The sequence below is a fragment of the Sphingobacterium detergens genome, from assembly GCF_003610355.1.
GTDB lineage: Bacteria > Bacteroidota > Bacteroidia > Sphingobacteriales > Sphingobacteriaceae > Sphingobacterium > Sphingobacterium detergens.
Genome location: NZ_RAPY01000001.1, coordinates 2,265,481 through 2,292,476 on the forward strand (window position 1 = coordinate 2,265,481; position 26,996 = coordinate 2,292,476).

The following is a 26,996-nucleotide window of genomic DNA, read 5'->3' on the forward strand; positions in this document are numbered from 1 at the left end:
CCAACATCATAATTATACACACAATCCGATGAGAAAGATATTCATTTTTATGACATTAGGATTAATGTCGTGCAATAAACTAGACCTAAATCCACTAACTGGTCCATCAACAGGTACTTTTTATGCAAATCAAGCCGAGCTGGAATTAGCGGTTAATGATTTGTATCGATCCGTTTTCTGGGAGAATGACAATGAGCTATTTAGCGACAACGACTGGCATCGCGCACAGTTGACCAATGCAGTCATTGGTGGAACAATGAATGCCGACAACACGACCGTACAAACCTATTGGCTCAACTGCTATAAGGCTATTGCCAGAGCCTGCTCCTTTCTGGAAAATAAGGACCGTGCCGCAGGTAATACACCCGCAGCCGTACTCACAAGGCTTGAAGCTGAAATGCGATTGATTCGAGCATATCAATACGCCAGATTGATCACTCATTTTGGAGATGTTCCCTTTATTACCAAAACACTGAGCTTGGAAGAAGCCGGCAGCATTACCAAAACAGATCGAACAAAAATTGCGGACTTTATCTTTTCAGAACTGGATTTTGCTGCTGCCAACCTTCCAGCCAACTATCTCAATTCAGATATTAAAAGGCTGACCAAAGGAGTTGCTCTTTCAGTCAAGGCAAGGACGGCCCTATATTTAGGCAAATACGATCTAGCGAGAGATGCAGCACAAGGAGTCATGACATTGGCAAAGGCAGGTATCTATGCCCTTAACTCAAGTTTCAGGGACTTATTTTTAAAATCCGGTGAAACTAGCAAAGAGCTTATTTTAAGCATCCCAAGAGATCAGGCTCAAAAAGTTTTCAACGGTTCAGAATATGTCAAAGATTTTTTATCTCGGACAACAGGCGGATATGGTGCTGATCTTCCCACCAGAGATGTCGTGGATGCTTTTGAATGTACAGACGGTCTGCCTATCGATGAGTCGCCACATTATAATCCGTTAGATCCTTTTAAAAACCGGGATCCGCGTCTAGGAGCAACTGTTGTAGAATTTAATTCCTATTGGCTGGGCAACAATTACAATCCCCATCCCGATTCTTTACAGGTGTGGAGCAATAAACTAGGCCGTAAAGTGACCAATAACGATAGCCGGGCCGTCGCACAGTTTGCCAGTTATACAGGTTTCCTCTGGAAAAAGGGAATTGATCAAACTTGGGCTGATCGCTTGGTTGAAGACCAAGATATCTACATTATCCGTTATTCCGAGATGCTGTTGACCTACGCCGAAGCGAAGATTGAGCGTAACGAAATTGATGCAACAGTGCTTGACGCCCTCAATCAGGTTCGCGCGCGAGCTTATGGGGTCTCCGTTTCTCAAACCACTTCTTACCCTGCTGTAACAAGCATGGAACAAGCTGAATTACGGAAAATTGTCCGTCGCGAAAGGCGAGTCGAATTTGTTCGTGAAGGACTCCGGTATATGGACCTGATCCGATGGAAAATCGCCGAAAAAGCGCTGTCTAGGCCTGTCATCGGACTCCCCGACCCTATCGCCCAAAATAGGTCAAAATGGCCTTTTCCGGGTGTCACCCCCATCGATGATGATGGCATTGCAGATTACAGCATTTTTGGTACGGATATCAAAATTCTCAACGAACGGAAATTCGATAAAACCAAACAGTATCTGTGGCCAATTCCAGCAATCGAGCGCCGTCAAAATCCAAATATTGAACAAAATCCAAATTATTAAAACAATATGATAAAAAATATCAGCATATTCAAGATTACCTTTTTGCTAATAAGTATGGCATTATATCAGTTGGTGTCGGCACAAAAAAACAGCTCGGTACCCACCTACCTTGCTCATTATAAGGAATTATATCAAAAAAACCCACAATTAGCCGCACAAAAATGGTTTAATGATGCCCGATATGGACTTTTCGTGCACTGGGGAGCCTCTACTTACTATGAAAAAGGCGAATGGAACATGTTTTACGCTCCGATTCCCATCCATGAATATAAAGAACAGGCCATGAAGTTTAAGGGCGAAAAATTTAACGCCGACAGCTTGGTCCATCTTGCCAAAGATGCACAGATGCGTTATATCACCTTTGTGGTACAGCATCACGATGGCTTTGCGTTGTATGATTCAAAAGCCTGGCCATTCAATAGTATGAAGGCAGCATCACATCGCGACTTTTTAAAAGAACTTGTCCTAGCCTGCCAAAAAGAAGGAATCGGCTTGTTTATCTATTATTCTTTGGGGATCAACTGGACACACCCTTTTTACCTCACAAAAGCGTATTACAATGAAGCGAGGCCTGCATACAAAAACGAACAGCCCGAAATCAGGTTCAAAGACAAGTCGGACTTCCTCTATTATTGGAACACCGTGAAAGCCCAAATTACTGAACTGTGCACCCAATATGGCACTATTGCAGGCTTTTGGTTTGATCCAATTGGAGGGGCTTATACCAACCCCGATTTATTTGACATACAAGCAATTTACGACCAGATCCATTCATTACAACCACAAGCATTGATTTCGTTCAAAACAGGTTTTAATGGAAACGAGGATTTTATCTCTTGCGAACATGAAATAAAATCACTCACCAGCCTGATGCGCAAAGTACAAGGTGAAAAGACAGCTATGTTGGCAGATAAAGCATGGCAGTCCAATCGATCTAAAAAAGCCGAAATGTGTACTACAATGCAGAACATGGGCTGGGGTTACGAAAGCAGAGCGAAACACAAAACGGCCCAAGAAGTATGGGCCATACTAGAAAATACCGCTGCAAATAATGCCAATCTGCTTTTGAATATCGGTCCCTATCCAGACGGATCCATTGTACCGATAGACCGTCAGGTGCTGACCGAGATTGGTAAACGCATCAAAAAAGAAGGATTTCCAAAATTAAATACAAGTACCTATATGGACTATCGCGATGGCGGAAGCAAACAAATTACAGACAGAGATTTAGAGACAGCAAAATAATTATATATACGCAACAGACAGATGAAATTAAGATCAATAGTACAGCAGAGTGCATTTTTGGGCACATTCCTATTTCTAAGCATACAAGCCAGCGCGCAAACTAAGCCTTTACAGATAAGTGGTGTATATCCTCACCTGGCCACCTTCAATGAGGGCTGGCCCAAAACTGAACAAGAAAAAAAGAAAGGTGGCCAAGGTTATGAAAATGGTATCGGTGCCATTACTCCATGGGCCGGAAAACTCTGGATGGTGACCTATTCACCTCATGAACCTCATGGCAGTGCAGACAAGCTCTATAGCATCGATCAAAATCTAACAGTGACAATTCATCCCGAAAGTATTGGTGGCACCCCGGCCAATCGAATGATTCATCGAGAGTCGAATCAATTGATTACCAGTAATTATTTTATAGACGACAAAGGTAAAGTGCGCGTCATCCCCTTCACGGTGATGCCGGGGCGGATGACCGCCACTGCCCGGCACCTCAATGATCCCAAAAATAAGGTCTATTTTTACGACATGGAAGGGATGCTTTACGAAGTGAACGTCAATAGCCTTGCTGTTAACAAGCTCTTTCACAAGCCCGTACCAGGCTGGCACGGCAAAGGTGCCTATACGGCCCAAAACAGGTTGGTGGTAGCCAATAATGGCGAAGAGGCCGTTTTTAAAATCGGGAAAGATATGCTTAAAGCAGGAAGTCCGCCACAGCATGAGGAAGACAAAGGCGTGTTAGCCAGCTGGGATGGCAAAAATTGGAAAATAATCGAACGCCGGCAATTTACAGATGTCACAGGACCAGGTGGTATTTACGGAAACCCTGACAACAAAGCTCCTTTGTGGAGTATTGGTTGGGATAAGCGTTCGGTGCTGCTTAAACTGCTGGACAATGGCCAGTGGTACACCTATCGTCTTCCAAAAGCAGCCCATACCTACGACCATCGCGGCGGCTGGTATACCGAATGGCCTCGTATACGGGAGGTGGGCAATGGCAAAATGCTGATGGATATGCATGCCATGATGTACGACTTTCCAAAGACTTTTTCCAGGACCAATAGTGGCGGTATTAGACCGCTCAACAGTCACTTACGTTATATCCCCGACTTCTGCAGCTGGAACGATCAAATCGTTATCGCAACCGATGAGACCACTGTTCTCGAAAATCCATTGGCCGGCCGTTCGCAATCCAATTTGTGGTTTGGTCAATGGAATGACCTCCAAACCTGGGGTAGTCCTACGGGCTGGGGTGGTCCGTGGATGAAAGATGAGGTTAAAGCCAACATCGCCTCTGACCCTTACCTGATTAATGGTTTTGATCAAAAGGTGCTTCACCTGCTCACAGATAAAGCAACCAATCTTACGATCCAAGTTGATGAAAAAGGAAACAACCATTGGAAAAATTATAAAACAATATCCTTAAAAGGCAATATTTATCAGTATTACCTATTACCCGCTGACCTTAAAGCCAACTGGATACGCTTCAAAACAGACAAGGATTGTCAAGCGACCGCCTTTATGCATTTTACAAATAAGCCTCATGCCGCCAATACCAATATGTTCAAGGCACTGGCTGACATCAACAGTTCTGCTGCTATTCATGCCAATATTATTCGGCCATCCAATTTCAATAAAAATCTTCAGGTATTGCAGACGGACACAAAGAGATATTCCGAGATCACGGAAAACCTTACTGTAGCTCGAAACCCAGTTGATAGTAGCGACCAGCTTCTGCGCCTTGGAAAATTTGTTAAGGGCTACAGCATTGACGATGCCTCAATTATCATAAATGATGGCACTGGTACTTTCCGTATTCCCAAAGGTTCTGCTCATTATGAAGACTTTGCTTATCGCGATAAGCGAGAGATTGAGTCGGAGAGATTTATGCTCAATATCAGTGGTACTTTCTATGAAGTAGGGCGAGAAAGCGGTTTTCTTGCACTTCGTCCTGTGACCACACACAACAAAAAAATTGTAGACTTCTGTACCTGGAGAGGATTGTTGATATTCAGTGGAGCCCGAAAAGATGCACAACCTGACGGTCAGTATTTTGGTGATCACGGTAATGGACTGTGGTATGGTGCTGTGGATGATATGTGGAAAATGGGCAAACCTGTTGGAGTGGGAGCCGTATGGAAAAATACACGCGTTAAAGCCCACAGTCCCTCACTTCCCTATCTAATGACAGGCTACGACCAAAAATCAGTCAAGCTCAGTGCGGACAAGGACACCTATATTACCCTAGAAGTAGACTTTGATCTTACGGGCTTCAGTACATACAAAACCATCCATATCCCAGCGAAGACTACTATTGAGCATCAATTTCCGAAGGGTTTTAGTGCACATTGGGTCAGGGCAGTTTCAGATCAGGATTGCCAGGCGACGGTTTCATTTATCTATCAATAAATTGGATGCAGTATGGGAAACGAAAAAACAGCCATCCAATACCTGCTAGGTGCTCCGGTTATCGTAGCAGCATTGGGGTATTTCGTTGATATTTACGATCTTTTGCTTTTTGGCATCGTCAGGATCCCAAGTCTTACAGACTTGGGCCTTGACGAACAAGGTCTTTCGACGCAGGGTGCCAGCATTCTCAACTGGCAAATGTGTGGTCTACTGCTCGGCGGCGTGGCTTGGGGTGTACTTGGAGACAAAAAAGGCCGTCTATCGGTACTCTTTGGTTCCATTATCACCTACTCCATTGCCAACTTCGCTTGTGGATTTGTGCAGGATGTCACGACCTACAAATTATTTCGATTTGTTGCTGGTATTGGTTTGGCGGGTGAGCTCGGTGCTGGAATTACGTTAGTTTCCGAAAGTTTACCTAAAAAGCTGCGTGCCATTGGCACTTCCGTTGTTGCGGGTGTCGGTTTATTAGGCGCAGTGGCGGCGTATTTTACCGTTGAACTATTTAGTTGGCGATACGCTTATTTTGCTGGTGGTGGTCTCGGTTTATTATTGTTGATCCTGCGCATTGGCGTATTTGAATCCGGCCTATATAAGTCCATGAAAGATTTTGACGGACTTAAAAAGGGTAATTTAGCTTCTTTCTTCACCAATAAGGACCGGCTGAAACTCTATCTCAAGTGTATTGGTATCGGTTTACCCACCTGGTATGTCATTGGTATCCTAACAACATTTAGCAATGAATTTGGCCAAGCAATGGATATCGACGAACAGATCAAACCTGGTCTCAGTGTGATGTGGTGCTATGTCGGTCTGGCGGCAGGAGACTTTTTGAGCGGATTTATTAGCTATTATCTTGCCTCACGAAGGCGCGCGATTGCCCTATTTATGCTTTTTACCCTCGTGGGCAGCGTTATTTATCTCTATGGCGGTGTACAAAGTGCTAACGGGCTATATATCATGTGTGGCTGGCTTGGTTTCGGGATCGGTTATTGGGCGATGTTTGTGACGATCGCTGCCGAGCAGTTTGGCACCAATATCCGCGCTACCGCCGCGACGACCATACCGAATATCGTGCGTGGTACAGTGATTGGCATGACAACTTTATATGCTTTCTTGAAGCCTGTTGTTTTTGAATTGCATGCTGCTGCAATTGTCGGTCTAATCTGTTTTGCTATTGGTTTTTATTGCATCAACACAGTCCCCGAGACACATAATAAGGACCTAAATTTTATTGAACCTGAGTAGCTGCCCAACACCTGTTCTTTTTTTATGGAGATCTCTTTCGTTGTCGAGTTATTTTATAAAAATAATTGTACTGGCGAGCATGGGAACCAAGCGTTTTCAGCGATCTGTGGGGTTTAAATATTTCCAGTACTATACAACAAAAAAGCTAATAATATGTCTGCCTCGATCCAGAGGCAGACATACTCTTTACTCTTTCTGTCAGGCCTTCACCAAGTACCTCGCTGGAGAAACTGGCGCCACAGGAATTACCGTTAATGCAATTTCGCCGAGAGCTATCAATACCGGACTCAATCCCTGGTTTGAAACGGACGAGGGCAAGGCCACACTACTGAAAGATCAGGCCTTAAAAATATTGGGACAACCATCCTATATTAGCGATGCTGTCGCTTTTTTAGCCAGTGATCAGGTAAGCTGGATTTCCGGAGCCATTCTCGATGTGGATGGTGGTTTTAAGTTGACGGTTAGCTAGCAATCAGACAAGATTCATGCATTTTGTAAAAAGAGTAAATCATTAGGAGGATCTACATGCAGAAAAATAAACCCATGCAATAAAAAATACCTGTAACGGAATCCTATACCACAAATAGAGTAAGCCATCACCCTCATAGTTACCCTTTTCCATATCGACATGTAGCATGCATGCATAAATATTAAAAGGCAGTAACAAAACGAAAAATAAGATAAGGAAAACCTCCGCTTTTTTTTGGTATCTAGGAATCAGTAGTAACATTCCCGCTATTATTTCAACGATTCCAGTGACATAAACAATGGTAGGTCTAAAAGGTATATATTCCGGAATCATCAAGAGCATCCCTTTGACATAAACGAAATGTGCAATTCCCGTCGCCAGCAACATGATGGTCATTGCAAAACGCGCTGCTAACGCGAAACGATATTCCTTGGTCATCATCTTTAAGATGATGAGGGATATCAAAAAAACAATTGGTAAAATAGCTTCAGGCATTTTATTTTTAAAATTGCAATTTTTCACTTCCTGAAACAATGAACAAATGTTAACTTTTGCAGTGCCGCAAGATCTATTTAAAAACTAAAATAAAATAGGCTAGGAAATCAATACCTAGCCTATAAAAAATACAATTAGCTAACCTGCCCAACTAAACCGAGATTATAGTTGAGAAAGATCCCTGGTCCTGCTAGCATTATCTATTGCTTTTGCTATTCAATTCTACCAAACGCTAATAAAATGTATTAAATACGGGGTCTGAATTAAATACCTAAATCTTGGATTTTTCAAACGATCGTTGGTTACAGGCTGTTTTTTGAATAGATAAAAATGATAACAAATAACAGTATTATGGAAAATAACATCAATAATCCCGAAATCATCAATGATATTATCAAAATTAATAACGATCGTATTGAAGGCTACCGAAAAGCCATTGATCTAGCCACCAACCATGGTTTAGATAAATTGTTGCCGACATTTCAGAACTGCATTGAACAATCAAACGAATTTATCGCCGAACTGACACCATATGTGGAACTTGAAGGCAAGGAACCGACAGACAGTACAATGCTTAGCGGTAAACTATTTAGGGTTTGGATGGGTATAAAAGTAAATATCACTGGTGACGACGAAAGAAGTTTGCTGGAAACCTGTGAACAAGGAGAAGATGCCTTCAAATCGACTTATCAGACCGTCCTTGCTGAAGGATCGAACGAACTTTCGCAACATGTACATAGTCTGATCAACACCCAGCTTAGTAAACAACTTGAATCACATAATATCATCAAAATGATGCGCGACAGTAAAAAAATCTAAGCTTAAAGTTTAAAAAAACAACTACCGCTGCCTAAATCGCAGCGGTGGTTGTTTTTAGTTTGTGTGCCGCACCAAGCCCGCCCCCATCCTACAAAGCCTTCTATACCTACAAACGAAATCTACTCCATCTCCAACCGAGAAGCAGTACCAAGACAAAACCAAGAGCCCACAAGGACTTCGTAGATAGCAACGTGTTATGGTCCTTTTCATGCCTAGTCTCCTGTTGTTTTCCCTCCTCATTCTTTCCCAGCAGTTCCTGTAGCTGCTTGCTGCTATACCCTTCCGATTCCTGTAGGAGTACAGTCCCCGGTTGTGCAAACAGTCCGCTATCCGCATGGAAGTGATACGCTCTGTTCTATTTTCCAGAAAAGAGAAGGTTTGTTGTAGCTGTATCGCTACAACAAATATGTTTAAACATAAATAGAGAAATCACTCTTAAAATTTCCTTTAAATTTGTTTTTATTAATCAAATAAATATTAAAACTACAATAAAATTAAAAATAATTTAACATAAATTTAATAAATCCAAAATGAAAAAGAACGAAAACAACTTGGTCCTTGGCTGTAATACACCTGTTTATGAAGCACCAAGCATCCAGGTTCAACAGCTTGCATTAGAGTACAGTATTTCGACAGGTTCAGTACAGCCAGCACTCACAGAATCCTGGGAAACCGAAACCCAGACAAAAGAATTGGACTGGTAGCCCTTTTAGGGAATTTAGCCTATCCAATACCAAAATGCTCCATTTAATGAACCAGTGCAGCTGTCTTGGAGACGGCTGCAATTCGTTTAAACTGGATATAAAATAGCAGAATTTAAGATTTTTTTTTAAGAAAAGTAAAAATATGAAAAGTAACATAAGGTATAGCTATAGTAGCCTTTTATTTGTTCTGGTTATACTTATCAATGCCTGTAGTAAAGAGCGCTCCGATATCAGCAATGTAAATGGTTCCACTGTACGATTAAAAATCGGACAGACATTTTCTTTGCCGGATGACAAGAGCAAAATCGCTGTAACGGGACGACGTACAGCCGACGCATCCCAGTCAAAAGAAATCGCTTATAATGACCAATACACACTAGTCGCTACGCTAAGAGAAGTAGGACCACAAGCCTCCTATCCCAAAGCTTCCAATAACCGAGCAACAGTGCCCGGAACAAGTGAACAGCATGCGCTAAAAGAAGGTACATCGTATTACGTAGCGATTTTCGATGCCTCAGGTGAATACAAAGAGACAAAATCATTTAAACAAGGTAGCAGCGTTCAGGATTTTACAATAAATAATGGAAAATATACTTTCGTCATCTATGCTTCTGGCACCAATGCCCCCTTGTCCTTCCTAAATTCTGGAACTAAATTGAATACCGCAAAATTTGAACAATTGAGCGCAGATCAGGACCTGATGATGGATCAAGTTTCTTTTGAGGTAAAAGATGGCCAGAACGAACTCAATGCCCAATTAGCGCATCTTTTCACACAAGTTACATTGAAACTGGATGCCTCAGCAGTGGGTGAAATTCGTATTGGAGAGGGCGCAATATCCCCCTCACATCCGAAAAAATCCATCGATATCTCACTTGCAGATCGAGCCATCTCTTATCGTGGAGCAGTAGAATCCGTACCGCTTGTGTTCCAAAACAAAAGTGGTCAAGTAATTTCTTCGGATTCGACTTTTATCGTAACTCCAGCAACTGCAAATGGTATCATCAAACTACGTGATGTTTCCGTCAATAGTAGTACGCCTAAGGATGTGATACAAGAAGGCTGGAATCTACGACCTGGGGTAAAGTACACTTTGGAGATTAATCTCAAGGCACCAGCTGATCCCGTTATACCAGTGGCCGGTACGAATTGGAGTATAGGCGATCTAATTTACAGGGACGGAATCTATCAATTTGCCCCGCCCAGCGATGAGAGCATTTACTATACTTGGTCGCCATCACCGACCGATCAGACGGAGGCTTTTTGGTATACGGATTTTGACGACAGCGTCAAAGGTATGCGCATGTATCGTGTAAACGGATCCTATGCACAAGAGCCACTTGCAGTAGCAAATCAAGACCCCTGTGCATCGGTAAAACCATTAAATGCATGGCGACTTCCGACCAGTGCCGAAATCGTTAACTTAATGTCCAGTAATACTAAAATATATCATGCAAAATATGATACAGGAAATAATAGTTATCTGAAGACAGGCTTGTTTTTTGGCGTTGACTATCAGCCTGAAAAACCCGAAATGGATAAGTATTTATATTTCCGGTCTTTCTACTTTATATCTGCTGGGATGTATCGTTTTGCTCCAACTACCCAAAGTGCCTATCTGCTTGCGGGGAAAAAATACCTAGCCTTTGAGCAGCCCTATAGCGACGACAAACGGACTACTTTAGGTAGTTATGAGATCAAGCCGCTGACATTTAGGCCGAGCGCATCAGCTCCTAGTGAAGCTGTTAGAATCCGTTGTGTTAAAAATAAATAGTTCAGCGCACTAGTTTTATAGACTTTATTCACATAGGCAAAAATAATCACAGTAATTTTGTCATGCGGTTTAATTTGGCACAGAAAGTGCCTTACTTTAAACTCATAATTTAGGTTTATAATTGGTTAGTTTAAAACGCTTGAATCTCCCCGGTTCAAGCGTTTTTTTATAGCTATTCCCTGGCGCCGCTAATCTTTATCCTCAAGTTCAAACAGCAGCTCAATAGGCTGCTGAAGCACACGCGATATCTATTAGCGATAGTACAGTAGATAGTAAATATTATAAGTAATCCTGCAAACAATTGCTACATTTATATGAGATAAAAACATTGCCCCAAATTATTAAAGAGATGAAAACAATCGACGAAATATATCACGCTATTGCTGCTAATATAAAAGCTGTCATCGGAGAAGAATGGGTCTCTGCGGAGCTGAATATTGAAACCATTGGGACTATGGTCAGTTTTACTGGCGAGTATGCAGATCTAACTATGGATAAAAAACAAATCAACGTGGATGAGTTCGATTTCCAGCTGACATTTGACATTCTTGAACTTCACCGGATTACCACAGCGGATGAAAGTAACAAATGGAATAAGGCCACCGTCCATTTGACATCGGCAGGAAAGTTTAGTATAGCGTTTTTGTGGGATCAATGCTACTATGATGAAGTAGATCGTTTATCAAAACAATAAAATAGGCTAAGGAAAAAGAAAACATAAAAGTCTTTGGGAGGAATACGCTAAAACAAACACATAAAAAACTTGACAAAAAGTAACTTTTAAATTACCTTTGTAATATGAGAGTTCGAGAGGTCATCGCTTTTAAAAATTATTTTGAAGACTTCCTTTTGGATCAACCCCAAAAGGTACAGGACAAGATTTTTAAAATAATTGAAGCTATAGAAACCCTCGAGCGAGTTCCAAGTAACTATTTAAAACATTTAGCTGGAACCGACGGATTGTATGAAGCAAGGATTCAGCTTGGATCCAATATATGGCGTGTATTTTGCTTTTTTGACGGGGATAAACTCGTTATTTTAATGAATGGGTTTCAAAAAAAAACCCAAAAAACACCCAAGAATCAGATCGACAAAGCATTAAATATCATGTCTGAATATTACGAACAGAAAGGTAGAGAAAATGGAAACTAAGAATTGGAAAAATATTAAAGATGATGTTTACGGAAAAGTAGGCTCCCAAAGAAGAGATGAGCTGGATAGGGATTTTGAATCTTTTAAAATTGGGCTGCTCCTGAAAAAAGCGCGCGAAGAAAGAAATATTACCCAATCCGAGCTCGCCGAACTCATCGATAAAAAACGAGAGTATATTTCGAAAATTGAAAATAACGGAAGTAACATTACACTAAAAACATTGTTTGATGTTGTTGAAAAGGGATTGGGAGGCAAAGTCAAAATATCATTTGAATTCTAATCTCGTCAATTTTTATACCCGTGATTGAAATTATTGAGAGGCCATCTATCCGAAAAACGGACAAACCCGACGTGATTATATCCAGAATGGACTATGCAATTATCTGCCAAGTGATCGAACGAGTAAATTAAATGGGCAAACAAAATAATTAGGTCTTTAGCTTAATTACCAAAACATTAAAATAGGCTGGGCAATCAACGCCTAGCCTATAAAAAATACAATAAATCTAATGCCTAAGGTAATTGAACAACCATTTTCAGGGCAGGAAGGTTTATACCGCAGGCTGTATGACAAGAAGTTAGAGTAGCCAGATATAGCGGTCAGCTTCGCATGATCGTTAAATAGATCTTTTCAAGCTCGTTGGCCGAAATCTCATCCGCACGAAGCGTATTCACCAGAGTTCCCTGTTTCATGATGCCGATACGTGTACCGCTGTGGACAGCACTATAAATATCGTGCGTAGCCATTAAGATTGCCTTTCCGGCCTCCCTCATCGCGCGCACATTTTCATTAAACTCATACATCGCCTGTGGGTCCAGCCCGCTGGTAGGCTCATCCATCAATATCACTTTCGCATTTTTAGCCATGGCAATTGCAATCCCGATCTTTTGTCGCATGCCTTTGCTCTGCTGTCCCACTCTTTTTTCAAAAGCTTCGGGCTGCAGTCCCACCTGACGCAGGTAATCACAGAGTTTATCTTTCGGATACCTGAAGCCCGCGAGCCGGCTAAAAAAATCCAGATTTTCCAGGCTGCTCAAATACGGGTAGAGCATCACCACTTCAGGAATATAGGCGATATCCGGCACCTGTTGCCCGAGTGCCACCAGCTTTCCGTCCACCCTGGCCTGACCGGAGCTAGCGGCAATAAAACCAAGAAATAAATTGAGGGTTGTCGTTTTTCCAGCACCATTCTGCCCCATCAGGCAGAATACCTCGCCAGATTTCACCTGCAAATTGAGGTGGTCCAATACGATATGACCGCTATAGTGTTTCGTCAATTCAACTGCTTCTAACATCATATCTGCTAAAATTTAAAACCTACTACTGCCCTAATGTTAAAGGGATCGCCATCGATGTAGTAATAATTACGTCCTTCATAAGGGTACGATGAAATGATATCGCCAGAGGCCATATAGCGCCGGTTGGTCAGGTTATCTGCGATAAGTTGTACAGAAAGCCTGTTGTGCGTATAATTTAGTCCGGCATCAAATTTGGTAAAATCAGGAATAAACAGATCTTTTTCGGAGGTACTACGTTTTATCAGTGTACTTTGACCAACACTGAGCTTCAGTACTGCCTTATTTTTCAAGGGAAAACCATATTGTACCCAGGTATTTACGATCTGTTGTGGCGTCTGGGGCGTTTGTTTCCCGATCAGGCTTTCATCACTATTTTTAGTAATTACAGCATCCACAAAAGTATAATTCGCAACCAGGGATAACGCATCTGTAACATGACCGATGACATCCAGTTCGATCCCTTTGCTGATCACCTGACCAAGTTCTTTGACAAAGCCCTCATGTTCGAGGTCGGTGATAACGCCATTTCGCTTGACCGTCCGAAACGCGCTCAGCCCCGTATACAACCGGGAGCCGAAAAAATTCCGCTTGACTCCCAACTCCATATTTGTTCCGTATTCAGGGTTGACAGCTTCAGAGCCCACCACTTCATTCCCTTCATTTACAATCGCTTTCTGCCCAGTCTGCGGAATAAATGTCTCATCATAGAGCAAGTAAAAGGTTGTAGCCTTATCCATCAGATAAGTCAGTGCCACACGTGGCGATAAAGCCTTCTGATGGTATGTATTTGTGCGAACAACGCCTTTGGCGTTGACGGACTGTTGATCACTTTTGTACCAGGTATATCGGGCCCCCAGTGTGAGTCGCAATTTTTCCAGCAGATCAATATTATCGTAGGCATAAACCGATTTGAGGAAGGTATTTCGATCGAGCCGCGAAGCTCTTACCGTCTTGCTCACCGCTGCATCGACCTGATTATCCGGGTTGCTTCGGAGGTATACAAATTGCGCTGTTCCGTTGTTGAGGGATAGAGAGTCCTTACTATTGATGTAATCGGCTCCAAATACAAGCTGATGTTTTATTGCACCTGTTGTGACCGTTCCATTGGCAAACAACTGAGTGGAGAAGGTCTTCCCCGCACCCATCGTCAGCGAACTACGTCGGCGTGTGGTATCGCCATCCCTAAAATTCACCAGACTTCCTGCAGATGTCATATTCCAGGAGCGATAAGGTGACCAGAGGAAGGAAGACTGGGAAGTCAGCTGCCAGGATTTATTGAATTTATGCACTCCATACAATCGTGCGGTCTGATTCTGGGCATAACTTCGTGGCAGACCAAGCCCCGCACTGTAATTCACAGCAATCGGTCCTTTGAGTTTATCGGCTTCATTGCGCACTTTAACAATTGCTGTTCCATTTTTTGTTTCACCACGCACCAGATTATATTCCGCCAGCATATAGGTATTGGGACTGAAATTGTATTGGATTACCGGAGCCAGGGCATATTTATCTGTTTTTAAATAGTCGAGGAAAGAATTACGATGCTGATAAGCTAGGTTTAAACGATATGAAAGCCCTTTATCTTTTACCGCAGAGCCCAGATCGGCCGTGGTACGGAAGAAATTAAAACTGCCCAGTGACTGACTCACATTCAGCAGTTTATGCTTGGGTGTTTTAGTCACAATATTGACCGAACCGCCGGGTTCACCAAAAGAATTCAAAAAACCGGCTGGCCCTTTGACGATTTCGATGTTTTCGATCAGCGCTTCATCGTCTATTACAGCACCGTAGTTAAAACGTCGGGACATCCCATTCAGGGTCGTATATCCCATAAAACCCCGCATCTGCACTATAGCCGAATTATCGAATGGTGTACTGTTGTAACCAAAGTATACACCACTTACATTTCGTGCGGCATCCTTCAATTCGAGCGCCCCCTGGCTCTGTAGCAATCCCGAGGAGATGCTGATGATATTTTGAGGGATTTCCAACAGTGGCAACTGCAGCTTCATCGTATTGGACAAGGTATCTGATTTTACCTTCGTATTTCGCAATTGCTGCACACGGACTTCCTTGAGGTTGTATGTACGGTAGATGGTATCCTGCTTTGTCGCTTGCGCATGGCTGGCAAGTTGGTATAAAGATAAAAATACCATTAGGGAATGCTTTATTTTCATGCTTTTCGTTTTTGATATGATTCGTTGTTAGTATTTCTTTTCCATCGGTCGCATTTTCCCTGCTACAGCCCAGATAGCTAAGGTGAGGAACAGTATGCCAGCTATTTTCCAGGCAATGGAGCTTATTCTTCCCGGATCAGTAGATGGAGAAAATTGTGGAAGGTGCTTTAGGTCTTCTTTCGAAAGTTTGGCATCCCGCAGCAAAAAGCCATTCATATGCAGCACCCAGTGGTGCTGAAATCGAGCGACATCCCCCTGATAATGCAGGTAGTCGCCCAATCCCGTTTGGGCAATTTCATTGAGCAGGGACTGCATCTGGGTGACAGGATTGAGCCAGCTGGTCCTATCCAGCCAGCGCTGATGCAGCTGTGCTTCTTGCTGGTATGCACGGATATTTTTATCCATTCTTCGCCCCAGCAGATCATAGTAAGCTACAAATCTTTTATTTCCATATTGTGCGGTATCTGTGGGTCGCCGCAACGGCACATATTGCAGATTATTGTTATAAAATTGCTCAACAATCTGAGGTATAGGCATCTCCCAAGTCTCGAGCATCGTCGCCCGTTGTTTGGACACCAATTCCGTCCGTAGTGGCAAAGGCTGTTTTAGTGCGACCAGCCGATTGCAGAGCGCAGGCAGCACAATCGTCAGTCCCAGCCAGATGCCCATGAGCAGTAGTACACTTTTGCGGGATGAGCTTCCACGGAGGACGACCATCCAGGCCAGCACAAACCAAAACAACAGATAAATTAGAGTCGCCAGGTTCCAGAGCAGAAAATCAACGCCATCTTTTGGTATAGCCGCAGGCGTCAGCATAAAACCGATACTGTTGAATGCCGTTAGCAGCAGCCAAAGCAACCCGAGCCTAAAGAGTAATTTATAGAAAAGAATGCGTCGCAGACTTCCTCCATGTAGGCGCAGCAAGCGATCCGTCTGTTGTTCTTTCTCCCGGGAAAATAAGTCATAGGAAAGCACAATAATCAGCAGCGGGATCAAATAGACCAGCACAAAAGATAAATCAAAATTGCCTGCAGCCAATTTTTCGGGATTGGCTATAGCGGTATTTGGAGGCGTAAAAAAGTCCCTTTTACTATTGACTACATCATAGAATGGCAGGATATCCCGTTGTCCGATTGCCATCAGCGCCAGTGCTGACGGGGGATTGGTAGCGATTGGTGATGCCCGGTATTCGATGACCTGCGGTAGTCCCGCCTGAATAGCCAAATTTTTCCCTTCTATGGTACTGGTATCACTGTCAAACCGCTGTATCAACTCAGCGAATTGCCGCTGCTGATTCCTTTGGAGGGTATCGAGCCCCCTAAGCTGCTGCTCGACAAAATGCCCACCTGTGTACAGGCTGTATCCCCCAAGCAAAATGAAGAAAAATAGTAAAGCAAGTTGCAGGGGCTGTGCAATAAACTGCTTCCATTCGAATCGAAATATAAGTTTAAGGAGATTCATAGCCTTTTTTTAAAAAATTTCAGACGGAAGCCTAACACAAGGGTCAGGACACATGGCCAGATCAGGAGCCCAAAAAGAGGGATACCCTCCCGCCACAGCAGAACGACTAGCTTCGGAAAAGGATAGTGAAAAGCGGGGAACAGTGCGGCCGGCGCCTCTGTCAAGACCTTATGCAGTTCCGGTTGTTTCGTTTTTTTAGCAACTTCATTGTTGAGTCGGCGAATAAAGGTATTTCGATAATCCCTGGCCTGCTGGAAGAACAGCTGATGGTGAAAAAAATCTGTTCCCGACAGCGTCATGGACAACCTTTTCAATGCCGTAAAGGGGTTCAACAGTCCCATAGCAGATAGGCTTTGTTGCTGTTGATCAATTATCTTTTCCACGTTAGCATAGTAATAGTCAAATACTTTTTGCTGATAATCCTCATTATACTGCAAGACCAGACCATCGACGTTCAGAGGCAGTTCCGCTAATTTTTTGACTCCATATTGGCTACACAGCTGTTCGAGGTATTTCTCTGCACGGGATCTACTGTCCCCTTCCCCATGGATCCCTTTAAGATAGCCCTGTCGGACCTGATTATTAAATTCGGCCCTTGAGGACAAAGGGTAGCGCTGATCAATCCATGTCGCTCCGATTTTTGGCAGCACAATCGCTCCCAAAAGCCAAATTCCCATCGCGAGCTGTATAGCCGAACGCGACGAACGACAGTACAAAGAAATTAGCGCAGCAATTAGGGTCAGGGAAAAATAAAAGACCAGATAAGCCAGCATCATAAAGCCAAATCTGCCCAGCAACAGATGCCCAGCGTCAAATAAACATAATAATACCAGCATACCCGTAAAGACAGGTAGCAACCAGAGTATTGCAAACATATAATACGCGATGATTTTCGACCACAGTAGTCTGGAAAGACTGGAGCCATGCGTCAGTAGCATCTTTAGGGTGCCCTGCTCGCGCTCCTGTGTCAGCATCGTGCAGCACATCGTCAGGTAGAGAAAGGGAAGCAATACCTGCAAGATCAAGGTCAATGTCAGGCTTCCAAAACGTAATTGTGCATCTGTCCCCTCCGCATTGCTGTAATCGACTTCATGCTGCACATGCGCCTCCACCCGATAGCTCGTACCGAAATAATCATTGAGCCCAGGATCAAAAACCGTCAGTGGACTCAAAGGCTTGAAAAGGTAAGTACCATAATGGGCCACATCATGCGCATCTGCGTGGAATGTCCGCAGCTCGCTGCTAAATTTTTTGTTGCTCTCCTGTCGGTCCTGCGCATCCTGCTGATATTGCAATATCCCCAAAAGACCACTTAAAGTCAGCAATACAAATACGATACAGGTAAAAATAAAGATCGTCCGGTCGCGGTAAGCAACTTGAAATTCTTTTTTGATCAAGCTAAAGCTAAGGGATAGGGACTTATTCATCGTAAATTAATTAATGCATCAAAGTTGCAAATAAATAATAATATTTGCAACTTTGATGCATTAAAACTTATTTAAACTGTTGGTATATGATCCTGTCCTTTCGACCAAAGCGAAGATTTCCATTTTACAAGCAGCCCGACGCCATGGATTGTGGTCCTACCTGCCTCAAGATCATCACAAAATATTTCGGAAAAACATTTCCATTGTCCCATTTTCGAAGTTTGTGCCGCATCGGCAAGCAGGGCACCAGTTTTCATCAGCTGGCTGAGGCCGCACAGCAGCTTGGTTTCAAAACACTGTCGGCATCATTATCCTATCAGGTACTGAGCCAACAGGCTCCTCTACCCTGCATCCTGCATTGGGAGCGTGAGCATTATGTGGTACTTTATCGGATCACAGCCAAGTATGCCTACCTTGCAGATCCGGCAATGAACAGTAAAGTGAAGATCAAAACAATGGATTTCCTACGCTCCTGGGAGACTGCCGCAGGTACAGCTGTCGGCCGGGCATTGTTGCTTGAAACGAGCCCTGATTTTGAATCCCAAGCCAGCATCGCTGATCCGTCTGCATCTGTTTGGTCCTTGCTGCCCCTGCTCAAAGACCACCGCAAAAAACTGATCCCCATCGGTATCAGCTTACTGATTGCCAGTCTGATCTCCCTTTCAGTTCCCTTTTTGACACAGCTCACGGTAGACAAAGGCATCGCCTATAAAAACACCCATCTGCTGCTGCTAATTTGCCTGGGGCAGCTGATGTTATTCTGTGGCAAAATGCTCATGGATTACCTTCGGGCGAGACTCCTGTTTGCTATCGGCGCCCGGACGAGCATCAAGATGCTCAAGGAGTTTCTCGCCAAACTGATGGAACTTCCGTTTTCTTTTTTTGACAACAGGCAGGCCGGCGACAATATGCAACGTATCAATGACAATCAGCGTGTCGAAGATTTTCTGACCAATTCCCTGATCAATTTTATGCTATCCGCCATCACCTTGCTGGTTTTTGGAGGTGTTCTTTTTTACTACAACTGGCAGATTTTTGCCATCTTTCTGATCGGTGCACTGCTGAGTGTGCTCTGGTCCAATTCCTTCCAACATAAAAGAAAGTTGATCGACCAACGTAAGTTTAAAGTACTCTCCGCCAATCAGCAGCTATTGCTGGAAATCTTTTATGCGATGCAGGAGATCAAGCTGACGGGTAGCGAACAGGAGAAACAGCAACTCTGGGCCAGCATCCAAGATCAGTCCTACGGTTTGAAAATGGAGTCCCTGCAATTGGACCAGCTCATGCAGGGCGTCGGCTTTTTTCTCAACGAGATCAAAAATGTACTGATCACCTATGCGGCAGCGATGCTCGTCATTGAGGGACAGGTAACTCTGGGCGGTATGCTGGCCATCACCTATATCTGCGGGCAGTTAAATGGCCCCGTGACCCAATTGATTGAATTTGCCCGAGTCTCTCAGAACACCAAATTCAGCCTGCAGCGTATGGCGGAGGTACATCAGGAGGCCGCTGAAGATCAGGATATCCCCAGCCAGCCTATCGCCGCCAGTCCGCAGCCTATCCATGTCAACAATTTAACTTTTCGGTACGATACCGCCAACAGCGAAGCAGTCCTCAAGGATGTCAACCTCCATATTCCAGCCGGCAAGATCACAGCCATAGTGGGCACTAGCGGCAGCGGCAAGACAACACTGATCAAGCTACTGCTCAAATTTTATCGGACCGATCCGGGATCAATCATAATCGGCAATACCCCACTCGACCAACTGCATGCCAAGGCCTGGCGTGCCCGTTGTGGTGTTGTTATGCAAGATGGCTACATCTTTATGGATACCATCGCCAACAATATTTACGCCGGTGCATCAGTCAAGGACGAAAGACGCTTGCAGGAGGTCGCACAACTGGTCAATATGCACCATTTCATCCAAACCATGCCCTTCGGCTACCAAACCATTATAGGCCGGGACGGCTATGGGCTGAGCAGTGGTCAAAAACAACGCCTCCTGATCGCAAGGATGATCTACCGCAATCCACCCTATATTTTCCTTGATGAGGCTACAAATTCACTTGATGCCCATAATGAGTTAACGATCGTCAATAACCTGAACCATTTTTTTGAGGAAAAGACGGTCTTGATCGTGGCACACCGCCTCAGCACCGTGAAAAATGCCCATCAGATTATTGTGCTCGATCAAGGCACCCTTGTCGAACAAGGCACGCACCAAGAGTTGATCAAAAAAAAAGGCAGCTACTACGAACTGATCAAAAATCAGCTTGAGTTAACAAATTGATCGCTATTACAACTTTATTAAATCCATGCATCATGATTGAAATCCTTCCCTATTCCCTCGTCCGCTATGCGAGTTTGCCCGTCGCCGCTTTTGCCCCATTTCACTTTGCAGATCTGGAGCAGCGGCTACAGCGTATAAATCACATGCAGCATGAGCGTTCGCTGCTGCAGACGGCCATCTGCGATAGCCTGTACGAATTGGTGCAAACTGCGCCAGGTGATACCGAACGTATCAATCTGATTCGGCTCAAACGGGTGATCTACAACAATAAAACCGTTGGTGTTCAATTATTCGCAGACTGTAACCCATTGTTGCCGCCCGCATTACAGGCACAACTGCGCAAACTATTTGATCTGATAACAGCTATAAATATTGCCGAAAGCAATCAGGAAACACATTACCAGCAACATCTGAGCAACAGTCATCGCTACCTTCAACAGCTGGCGGGCAACCCCTTATTGCAAAATGGACTCCTATTGTCCAGTCCGGTGCTGTACAGCCAGCTCCCCGACTATATCAGCAAAGATCCCAAAGATTTCGGGCCAAAGGAATGGCGGCTGATCTTTAGCCTGCTCCGTTACCTGACGCGAATGACCTTTAAAACATCGCCATTTAGCAGCTTCACCTATACTGGACAGGCACAGTTTATCGGCACCCACAACGCTATTTTCGACAGTGCAAAACCGTCGATCCGATCCGGCATCCGCCTCCATAACGGATTATTTGAATACATTAAATCCATCCTTAATCAGCATCCTGTCCTCAACGAATATCTGCTGGTAAGGCTCAACAATACCGTCCGGCTCGAAGAGAATAAATTGTCCTTTCTATTTAACCACCACAATATCGAATCCTTCCAGAAGCTTCCCGCGGTGGGGCTGCAACGTTATATTTTAGAACAGCTGCGTACCGCGGGCACTTCCAATATGACTTTTTCCACGTTGATTCAAATGCTGGAACCTATAGTTGCTCCTGCAGACCGGCACCAGTTAAAACAACATCTTATGCAATTGGTGGATACAGGTTTTCTGGAGCTAAGTACCGATATTTCGGCGATGGACCACCATTGGAGCCAGGCCTTAAAGCATTTTTTAAGCGCGACAAACTGCAAGCATCCCGATATGATGCTTCTCATTCGGCTGCTCGACAGCCTTGCTACGGTTCAGGCGGCCTACCCGCAGGCCAATGTCATGCTACGGAAAGAGCTGCTGGAAATCGCGGAAAAAGAAGTTAACAGCTCCCTTAAACAGCTCCAGAGGGAAACAGGCGCCGCGGCCACAGCGATTACTGCCAATGGTGCAACAGCGCCATTCAAAAAAACAAATCCCGGTCCCCTGCATTTTTCAGGACGACAGCTTATTTACGAGGATTGTTACACCGATACAACAGACAGCCTTTCGGAAGCCGCTGTCCGCCAGTTTATCGAAAAAACAGACGCACTGCTGCAGTACCTTCGACCCATGGAGGCCATGGCTCCCGAAAGAGAAAAAATGCTTTCCTTTTTCAAACAGCATTATCCTGTCCGGGCTAGCGTCAATATCCTGGATTTCTATTTCGACTATTATTCCAATGTCAAAAAGCAGGAAAAAGAGGCGGCTCCGCCGCAGCCCACAAATTCCGGTCCATGGATTCAAAACCTTGACCGGCAGCTCAAAGAAATTGCGGTCCCCGGTCAGGACATCCTCGATTTGGACGCACATTTTTTCGACGCGATGTCCCCAGCTCAACATGGCAATCAAAAAACAGGATACTCGCGTGGTGTATTCGTCCAGTTTTACGCGAAGCCTGGAGATAAGGCTTTGGAGAGCCCCCTTACTGGGGTTATCAATGCCGTGTTACCGGGGATGGGAAAAGTCAGCGGTCGCTTTCTGCACCTATTCCCCCCAGCCATGAGCGATAGTATCCGTAGTCATAATGAGCGACTCCATCCCGACCTGCTGAAAGCCGAGCTGAGCGATGGTTCATTCTTTAACGCCAACATCCATCCGCCATTGCTCTTTCAGGAATGCAGCCTTTCGGACGAACATCGACATTACCCCCCAGAGAAACAGATTCCGGTACACGAGTTATCTGTTTGCCATACCGAAGGCGAAGACTTTCTGTCCTTATTTTACCGGGAGCAGGAAGTATTTGCTTATGACCTTTGTCTGGAATCCTTTTACAACCGCTCCAATTTCTATCAGCTGATGGCACATTTTAACAGCGATGACAAAGTTTACCTGCAGCCTTTTATTAACTGCATCGACCGACAATATCTCCCCCAGGATCCGGCCACCCTGCCCCTGATACTGCTACCACGTATTGTGTATGCCGAAACAGTCATTATCCGGCGCAAAACTTGGTGCATCCAGCGGCGCGTTATACCCGCGCCGCAAGGGAAGGAGACCGCTGCGCAGTACTTTGTACGCATCAACAGCTGGCGAGTGGATGCAGGCATACCTGCTGCCGTTTTTTTATTTTTACGGAAACGGTCCTTTGCTATCGAAGAAGTCGTCAAGGGTCATCAAGCACAAAAACTTTTGCCTGACGATTACAAGCCCCAGTATATCTCGTTTGAGCAGCCGATTCTGGTCGATCTCTTTGTTCGGCTACTGGCTCGTGCCGGTCAGTACCTTATCCTTGAGGAAGTACTCCCTGCCCTCGATCCGACAGCAGGCCCAGCACAGGATCAGGTCAAAGAACACCTTATCCAATGGTACAACTATTAACAAAAAAGATGAGAGACAATTGGTTATCTGTACACCTTTATAGCGCCGTGAGTTTAGACCTGATTCTGCTCCATATTGTCAGGCCTTTTCTCGCAGACTATTTTATACCATCAGCTGATTCTTTTTTCTTTATCCGTTATTGGGATGAAGGAAGCCATATCCGTTTGCGGATGCAGGTACCAGCTGTTAGGGAGCCCGATCTACTGGATGCGCTCGACCAACAGATCCGGTCGGTACCATCACTGGGATGCAAGCTGAAGGTTGTTGCTTACGAACCCGAAATAGACCGCTATGGCAATGCCCACACGATCCATTTTGCCGAGCATTATTTTTTCCTTTCCTCCCGCTATATTTTAGCCCATGTTGTCCCAAAACCACAGCGTGGGTCGCCCTCGACTGAGGCCATACACCTGCAGCTGATCCTGCTCAAGGCACTCGGCTGGGAGATTCCCCAGTTGTGCCAATTGCTCGATCATTTTATCGCCGGCTGGATACGCCGCCTGTTTGATCCTTTGCAGGATCCCGAGGCGGAGCATCGGTTTTGGTCAGACCAGTTCGAGAAAAACTTCAATCATAAAGCAGCCGCTTTCAAACCTGCTATTGCTCAGCTTTGGAGCGATCTCGACAGCAAAGAAAAGTCTGATGACACCACGGTCTTTTTAACATCGAGTACACAATTGCTCCGCAGCTACTTAGCAGCCGTGGATCATCCCCAAAAAAAGATTGCTATATGTGCGAGCCTGATCCACATGAACAACAACAGAGTAGGCTTGTCCAATCTGGATGAAGCCTATGCTTCCTATTGCCTTCGGCATTCTTTACAGGCTATTTTATCTTCCCAAAAACCCATATGACAACTCTTTTTAACAGTACCCAGCGGCAACGGCTGACCGAACATCTCGAACAGGTGACCCAACATATCCTCCAGGCCTGCCGGCAGCACCAAAGTGGGCTATATTGGTTGAGCCCCTATTATACAAGTGAAACGACCTACGATTTTAAGGTCACGACCGACCTATTTCAGGGCAATAGCGGTATTGCACTTTTCTTCCTTGCCCGTTATTCGTATAGCGGATCGCAAGCCGATCTGCATATCGCCCAACGGACAATGGATTTTGTCTCTGATCATCTGGAGCAGAACAGCCCGCAGGGTTTTGGTTTATTTACAGGACTTTCGGGAGTAATTTACACCTATATTCGGTTATTCGAACTTGGCGGCGGTCAGCAATATCTTGACCGGGCCTATGCACTTGCCCTAACCTATCAGGATCAACTTGTGCGGCAGACCATTAAAGCCGATCTGCTCAGCGGTTACTCGGGCAGTCTATTTGTACTGACCCTGTTGCAACATTATCACCCCGAGCCAGCGCTGATCAAACTAATCCAAGAGCTGATTGACCGCCTGGTCGCGGAGGCACGTCCATCCGAAAAAGGCTTAAAATGGGACTACAACCAATCCAAATCCGCCTACGATAGCCTGACCGGATTTTCCCATGGCGCCTCGGGGATCGCTTATATACTACTGGAAGTAGCCGAATATTTTGACAATAAGGCCCTATTGTACCTTGCCGAAGAGGCGCTGCTCTACGAAATGCAATATTTCCATGCCGATTTTGACAACTGGCTCGATCTGCGCCTCGGAAGTCATCGTCTCCAGACCGCCAATATACAGCATTGGGAGCTGAAAAACTTTCTGCCTCATATCCAGGAGCTCAATTCCTGGGCACATGGTGCCGCAGGGATCGGTCTGGCCCGGCTCGCAGCCTGGCGGGCAACGGGTAAAACAGTATACCTGGATCAATGCCGCAACATCGCCAAAAAATGCAGCACGACTATCCTTCGGGCTGACCGGCAGGACTATACCGTCTGCAGCGGATATGCCGGTCTGCTGTCCTTTATGCGCGACTATCCACATACCGCACAGGAATACAGCGGTGAACTGCTCCTGCATGTCATTGATAAAGCGCAGCTGCAGTACCAGACTACCGGCAGTTACAACAGCTATATCTCTGCTGGCCGTGACGACTATGGGCTGCTTTCCGGCGCGGCCGGAATTGGCTACAGTATCCTGCAGCTGCTCGACAGCGATATGTCTTCTATCTTCTGCCCGAGCCTCCCGCCTCCTCATAAATCAATACAACAAGCAATCAAGCTAAACCTTAGGGACCTTCAGCGGGGGCTTTTGAAAAAGTACTACCCCCTGACCCTACAACAGCTGGAGGAGCAACCTGCCATGCGCAAGATCCTTGATCAGGAGAACGGTCTCCATGATTTTGAAAACAGCTTGACGGAACAGCTCCTTCAGGCTGATCCAGCCCCTAGCTTGCAGGCTGTTTTTGCACTGGAGCAGACCCAAAATAAGCTGTGGAAACAACATAAAGGCCATCTGTGTTACAGCAAGAAAAATGCCTATATCAAAAGTAAGATCCAGCAGCTAACGGATGGAAAAATGCTGGACCTAAGCCCGCATTCCCTTATGCTGGCCGACCACGTCAGCTTATATCTCCTTGACGAAGCGCTACGGGGAGCTCTGGCACTCCCTTCAGATAAGCTGGCCGTCCTATTTATAGCTGACGAATGGGGTGTCAGCAGCAGCTACATTGGGTTGATCAGTATGCTGATTGTACAACAGGTGGAAAATACACCGCTAACAGGAGCCTTATTATGTGATCAGGTCAGCAACAAACTGAGATCCATGATCGGGGAACTGGATGCGGATCATTCCCTAAAGGCCCACATATCCGCGCAGATCCGACTGCTATTTGAAAGTGGTATACTGACCACCGTGGATGTATAAACAAGAAAGTCAGGTACGCGACCTGACTTCCCAATCCTTATCATTGCATTAGCAGATTACCGTAGTACATCTGACCGGCGGGTTATGATGATCATCTGTAGGCTCGGTATGTGTTGGTTCGGACACATTTCCCAAACCACCAGAGAGGCGTTTTGCCACCTCGCTATCGATACTTGTTACAAAACTTTCTAATTGGAGATCCTCCAGATTTAATTTGATTTTTTCTACTGAATCTTTCATGACTACTAAGTTTAATTGTAATGCCTACTGTGATAACGGGTTTTCAGCTTATCCCCGGTTGCAACAGTACTAAGTTATAATTATTGCAACATAGTTGCAAGAAGTTTTTAAATTAATTTATTTCCCTTTGAACACCATGGCGCTTGCTTTAAATTAATAAGGTTGGTTTTTTAGGCATGAACTGAACTCAGGCATGTTGATATTTAGCAGCAATAGGTATCTGCCAATGAAAGTATATAAAATAAAATAGGCTAGGGAATCAACACCTAGCCTATAAAAAATACAATAATCTAACCTGCCTAAGGTAATTGAAGAACCATTTTCAGGGCAGGAAGGTTTTAAAAAATTTTCGAAATTTCCAGCCCATACAAAGTAAGATCACTATTAAACCAATGAACCAAAGATCTGGAGTGGAACCTGATCGGTGTTTATCGGTTGTTGACTTTTGTGCTCTTTGCGCGCTAAGCGCATTGACATTGGTGGAAAGGCTCCTGTTTGCTATCCTATTTGACTTTGATTCCTGCATAAAAAGTCTCCCTCGCTAACCGGTCAGTCCACTATCCGGATGAAATCGAAAATTACTGT

At 44.7% G+C, this 26,996-nt stretch carries 21 protein-coding genes; 15 read left to right on the forward strand and 6 right to left on the reverse strand.

Annotation, left to right across the window (positions count from 1 at the left end; genetic code table 11):
• Positions 1 to 28: 28 nt before the first annotated feature.
• The 5 genes from DFQ12_RS09730 to DFQ12_RS09750 all read left to right on the forward strand — a co-directional run bounded on the left by DFQ12_RS09730 (position 29) and on the right by DFQ12_RS09750 (position 7,067).
• Complete coding sequence (locus DFQ12_RS09730) at positions 29 to 1,705, forward strand: RagB/SusD family nutrient uptake outer membrane protein (protein ID WP_120259298.1); 1,677 nt, start codon at positions 29 to 31, stop codon at positions 1,703 to 1,705.
• 54 nt (positions 1,706 to 1,759) lie between these two features.
• Entirely contained in the window at positions 1,760 to 2,950 is a 1,191-nt protein-coding gene (locus DFQ12_RS09735; protein WP_120259299.1) for an alpha-L-fucosidase, read from the forward strand.
• 21 nt (positions 2,951 to 2,971) lie between these two features.
• The gene (locus DFQ12_RS09740; protein ID WP_120258731.1) at positions 2,972 to 5,350 is read left to right on the forward strand and encodes a hypothetical protein; all 2,379 of its coding nucleotides are present in this window, start codon (positions 2,972 to 2,974) and stop codon (positions 5,348 to 5,350) included.
• Positions 5,351 to 5,362: 12 nt separating this feature from the next.
• Complete coding sequence (locus tag DFQ12_RS09745; protein ID WP_120258732.1) at positions 5,363 to 6,598, forward strand: MFS transporter; 1,236 nt, start codon at positions 5,363 to 5,365, stop codon at positions 6,596 to 6,598.
• A gap of 79 nt (positions 6,599 to 6,677) precedes the next feature.
• Positions 6,678 to 7,067, forward strand: a complete 390-nt coding sequence (locus DFQ12_RS09750) for an SDR family NAD(P)-dependent oxidoreductase (RefSeq protein ID WP_120258733.1) — start codon at positions 6,678 to 6,680, stop codon at positions 7,065 to 7,067.
• Between the two features lie 42 nt (positions 7,068 to 7,109).
• On the opposite strand, the gene DFQ12_RS09755 is transcribed toward DFQ12_RS09750, so the two are convergent.
• On the reverse strand, positions 7,110 to 7,508 hold the full coding sequence (locus DFQ12_RS09755) for a DoxX family protein (protein WP_208642494.1): 399 nt from the start codon (positions 7,506 to 7,508) through the stop codon (positions 7,110 to 7,112).
• A 405-nt stretch (positions 7,509 to 7,913) separates the two neighbouring features.
• Here DFQ12_RS09755 and DFQ12_RS09760 point away from each other — a divergent pair, with 405 nt between their 5' ends.
• The 6 genes from DFQ12_RS09760 (at position 7,914) to DFQ12_RS09780 (ending at position 12,291) form a co-directional block, all read left to right on the forward strand.
• Complete coding sequence (locus DFQ12_RS09760; protein WP_167457233.1) at positions 7,914 to 8,381, forward strand: PA2169 family four-helix-bundle protein; 468 nt, start codon at positions 7,914 to 7,916, stop codon at positions 8,379 to 8,381.
• A 530-nt stretch (positions 8,382 to 8,911) separates the two neighbouring features.
• Positions 8,912 to 9,085 carry a hypothetical protein gene (locus DFQ12_RS28120; RefSeq protein ID WP_167457234.1) on the forward strand — a complete coding sequence of 58 codons (174 nt, stop codon included), beginning with the start codon at positions 8,912 to 8,914 and terminating at the stop codon, positions 9,083 to 9,085.
• 142 nt (positions 9,086 to 9,227) lie between these two features.
• Positions 9,228 to 10,859, forward strand: coding sequence for a hypothetical protein (locus DFQ12_RS09765; protein WP_120258736.1), 1,632 nt, complete (start codon positions 9,228 to 9,230; stop codon positions 10,857 to 10,859).
• A gap of 349 nt (positions 10,860 to 11,208) precedes the next feature.
• Complete coding sequence (locus tag DFQ12_RS09770) at positions 11,209 to 11,553, forward strand: immunity protein YezG family protein (protein ID WP_120258737.1); 345 nt, start codon at positions 11,209 to 11,211, stop codon at positions 11,551 to 11,553.
• A 104-nt stretch (positions 11,554 to 11,657) separates the two neighbouring features.
• Positions 11,658 to 12,011 carry a type II toxin-antitoxin system RelE/ParE family toxin gene (locus DFQ12_RS09775; protein WP_120258738.1) on the forward strand — a complete coding sequence of 118 codons (354 nt, stop codon included), beginning with the start codon at positions 11,658 to 11,660 and terminating at the stop codon, positions 12,009 to 12,011.
• Positions 12,001 to 12,291 carry a helix-turn-helix domain-containing protein gene (locus tag DFQ12_RS09780; protein ID WP_120258739.1) on the forward strand — a complete coding sequence of 97 codons (291 nt, stop codon included), beginning with the start codon at positions 12,001 to 12,003 and terminating at the stop codon, positions 12,289 to 12,291. Before DFQ12_RS09775 ends, DFQ12_RS09780 begins: the two co-directional genes overlap by 11 nt.
• Positions 12,292 to 12,611: 320 nt before the next feature.
• Here DFQ12_RS09780 and DFQ12_RS09785 read toward each other — a convergent pair whose 3' ends face one another.
• From DFQ12_RS09785 to DFQ12_RS09800, 4 genes are read right to left on the reverse strand one after another with little or no spacing between them, the layout of a single operon-like run.
• A complete protein-coding gene (locus tag DFQ12_RS09785) occupies positions 12,612 to 13,310 on the reverse strand; it encodes an ABC transporter ATP-binding protein (RefSeq protein ID WP_208642496.1) in 699 nt (232 codons plus the stop codon).
• 5 nt (positions 13,311 to 13,315) lie between these two features.
• A complete protein-coding gene (locus tag DFQ12_RS09790) occupies positions 13,316 to 15,487 on the reverse strand; it encodes a TonB-dependent siderophore receptor (RefSeq protein ID WP_120258741.1) in 2,172 nt (723 codons plus the stop codon).
• Between the two features lie 27 nt (positions 15,488 to 15,514).
• Positions 15,515 to 16,948: a DUF3526 domain-containing protein gene (locus DFQ12_RS09795; protein ID WP_120258742.1), complete on the reverse strand. Its 1,434-nt coding sequence runs from the start codon at positions 16,946 to 16,948 to the stop codon at positions 15,515 to 15,517.
• Positions 16,945 to 18,375 (reverse strand): ABC transporter permease subunit, encoded by a 1,431-nt coding sequence (locus tag DFQ12_RS09800; protein WP_120258743.1) that lies wholly within the window; start codon positions 18,373 to 18,375, stop codon positions 16,945 to 16,947. The genes DFQ12_RS09795 and DFQ12_RS09800 overlap by 4 nt, the downstream gene beginning before the upstream one ends.
• Before the next feature lie 86 nt (positions 18,376 to 18,461).
• On the opposite strand from DFQ12_RS09800, the gene DFQ12_RS09805 reads away from it, so the two are divergent.
• The 4 genes from DFQ12_RS09805 to DFQ12_RS09820 are packed head-to-tail and all read left to right on the forward strand — an operon-like array spanning position 18,462 to position 26,171.
• Positions 18,462 to 20,666 carry a peptidase domain-containing ABC transporter gene (locus tag DFQ12_RS09805; RefSeq protein WP_120258744.1) on the forward strand — a complete coding sequence of 735 codons (2,205 nt, stop codon included), beginning with the start codon at positions 18,462 to 18,464 and terminating at the stop codon, positions 20,664 to 20,666.
• Between the two features lie 32 nt (positions 20,667 to 20,698).
• On the forward strand, positions 20,699 to 23,374 hold the full coding sequence (locus tag DFQ12_RS09810) for a lantibiotic dehydratase (protein WP_120258745.1): 2,676 nt from the start codon (positions 20,699 to 20,701) through the stop codon (positions 23,372 to 23,374).
• A gap of 8 nt (positions 23,375 to 23,382) precedes the next feature.
• On the forward strand, positions 23,383 to 24,228 hold the full coding sequence (locus DFQ12_RS09815) for a thiopeptide-type bacteriocin biosynthesis protein (protein WP_167457235.1): 846 nt from the start codon (positions 23,383 to 23,385) through the stop codon (positions 24,226 to 24,228).
• Entirely contained in the window at positions 24,225 to 26,171 is a 1,947-nt protein-coding gene (locus DFQ12_RS09820) for a lanthionine synthetase LanC family protein (RefSeq protein WP_120258747.1), read from the forward strand. Before DFQ12_RS09815 ends, DFQ12_RS09820 begins: the two co-directional genes overlap by 4 nt.
• Before the next feature lie 48 nt (positions 26,172 to 26,219).
• Here the strand turns inward: DFQ12_RS09820 and DFQ12_RS09825 are convergent, their stop codons facing one another.
• Positions 26,220 to 26,411, reverse strand: a complete 192-nt coding sequence (locus DFQ12_RS09825) for a pinensin family lanthipeptide (protein WP_120258748.1) — start codon at positions 26,409 to 26,411, stop codon at positions 26,220 to 26,222.
• Positions 26,412 to 26,996: the final 585 nt, after the last annotated feature.

Coding starts and splice junctions, on each gene's coding strand:
- DFQ12_RS09730 (WP_120259298.1), top strand. CDS start 29: ATGAGAAAGATATTCATTTTTATGACATTAGGATTAATGTCGTGCAAT.
- DFQ12_RS09735 (WP_120259299.1), top strand. CDS start 1,760: ATGGCATTATATCAGTTGGTGTCGGCACAAAAAAACAGCTCGGTACCC.
- DFQ12_RS09740 (WP_120258731.1), top strand. CDS start 2,972: ATGAAATTAAGATCAATAGTACAGCAGAGTGCATTTTTGGGCACATTC.
- DFQ12_RS09745 (WP_120258732.1), top strand. CDS start 5,363: ATGGGAAACGAAAAAACAGCCATCCAATACCTGCTAGGTGCTCCGGTT.
- DFQ12_RS09750 (WP_120258733.1), top strand. CDS start 6,678: ATGGGAACCAAGCGTTTTCAGCGATCTGTGGGGTTTAAATATTTCCAG.
- DFQ12_RS09755 (WP_208642494.1), bottom strand. CDS start 7,508: ATGATGACCAAGGAATATCGTTTCGCGTTAGCAGCGCGTTTTGCAATG.
- DFQ12_RS09760 (WP_167457233.1), top strand. CDS start 7,914: ATGGAAAATAACATCAATAATCCCGAAATCATCAATGATATTATCAAA.
- DFQ12_RS28120 (WP_167457234.1), top strand. CDS start 8,912: ATGAAAAAGAACGAAAACAACTTGGTCCTTGGCTGTAATACACCTGTT.
- DFQ12_RS09765 (WP_120258736.1), top strand. CDS start 9,228: ATGAAAAGTAACATAAGGTATAGCTATAGTAGCCTTTTATTTGTTCTG.
- DFQ12_RS09770 (WP_120258737.1), top strand. CDS start 11,209: ATGAAAACAATCGACGAAATATATCACGCTATTGCTGCTAATATAAAA.
- DFQ12_RS09775 (WP_120258738.1), top strand. CDS start 11,658: ATGAGAGTTCGAGAGGTCATCGCTTTTAAAAATTATTTTGAAGACTTC.
- DFQ12_RS09780 (WP_120258739.1), top strand. CDS start 12,001: ATGGAAACTAAGAATTGGAAAAATATTAAAGATGATGTTTACGGAAAA.
- DFQ12_RS09785 (WP_208642496.1), bottom strand. CDS start 13,310: ATGATGTTAGAAGCAGTTGAATTGACGAAACACTATAGCGGTCATATC.
- DFQ12_RS09790 (WP_120258741.1), bottom strand. CDS start 15,487: ATGAAAATAAAGCATTCCCTAATGGTATTTTTATCTTTATACCAACTT.
- DFQ12_RS09795 (WP_120258742.1), bottom strand. CDS start 16,948: ATGAATCTCCTTAAACTTATATTTCGATTCGAATGGAAGCAGTTTATT.
- DFQ12_RS09800 (WP_120258743.1), bottom strand. CDS start 18,375: ATGAATAAGTCCCTATCCCTTAGCTTTAGCTTGATCAAAAAAGAATTT.
- DFQ12_RS09805 (WP_120258744.1), top strand. CDS start 18,462: ATGATCCTGTCCTTTCGACCAAAGCGAAGATTTCCATTTTACAAGCAG.
- DFQ12_RS09810 (WP_120258745.1), top strand. CDS start 20,699: ATGATTGAAATCCTTCCCTATTCCCTCGTCCGCTATGCGAGTTTGCCC.
- DFQ12_RS09815 (WP_167457235.1), top strand. CDS start 23,383: ATGAGAGACAATTGGTTATCTGTACACCTTTATAGCGCCGTGAGTTTA.
- DFQ12_RS09820 (WP_120258747.1), top strand. CDS start 24,225: ATGACAACTCTTTTTAACAGTACCCAGCGGCAACGGCTGACCGAACAT.
- DFQ12_RS09825 (WP_120258748.1), bottom strand. CDS start 26,411: ATGAAAGATTCAGTAGAAAAAATCAAATTAAATCTGGAGGATCTCCAA.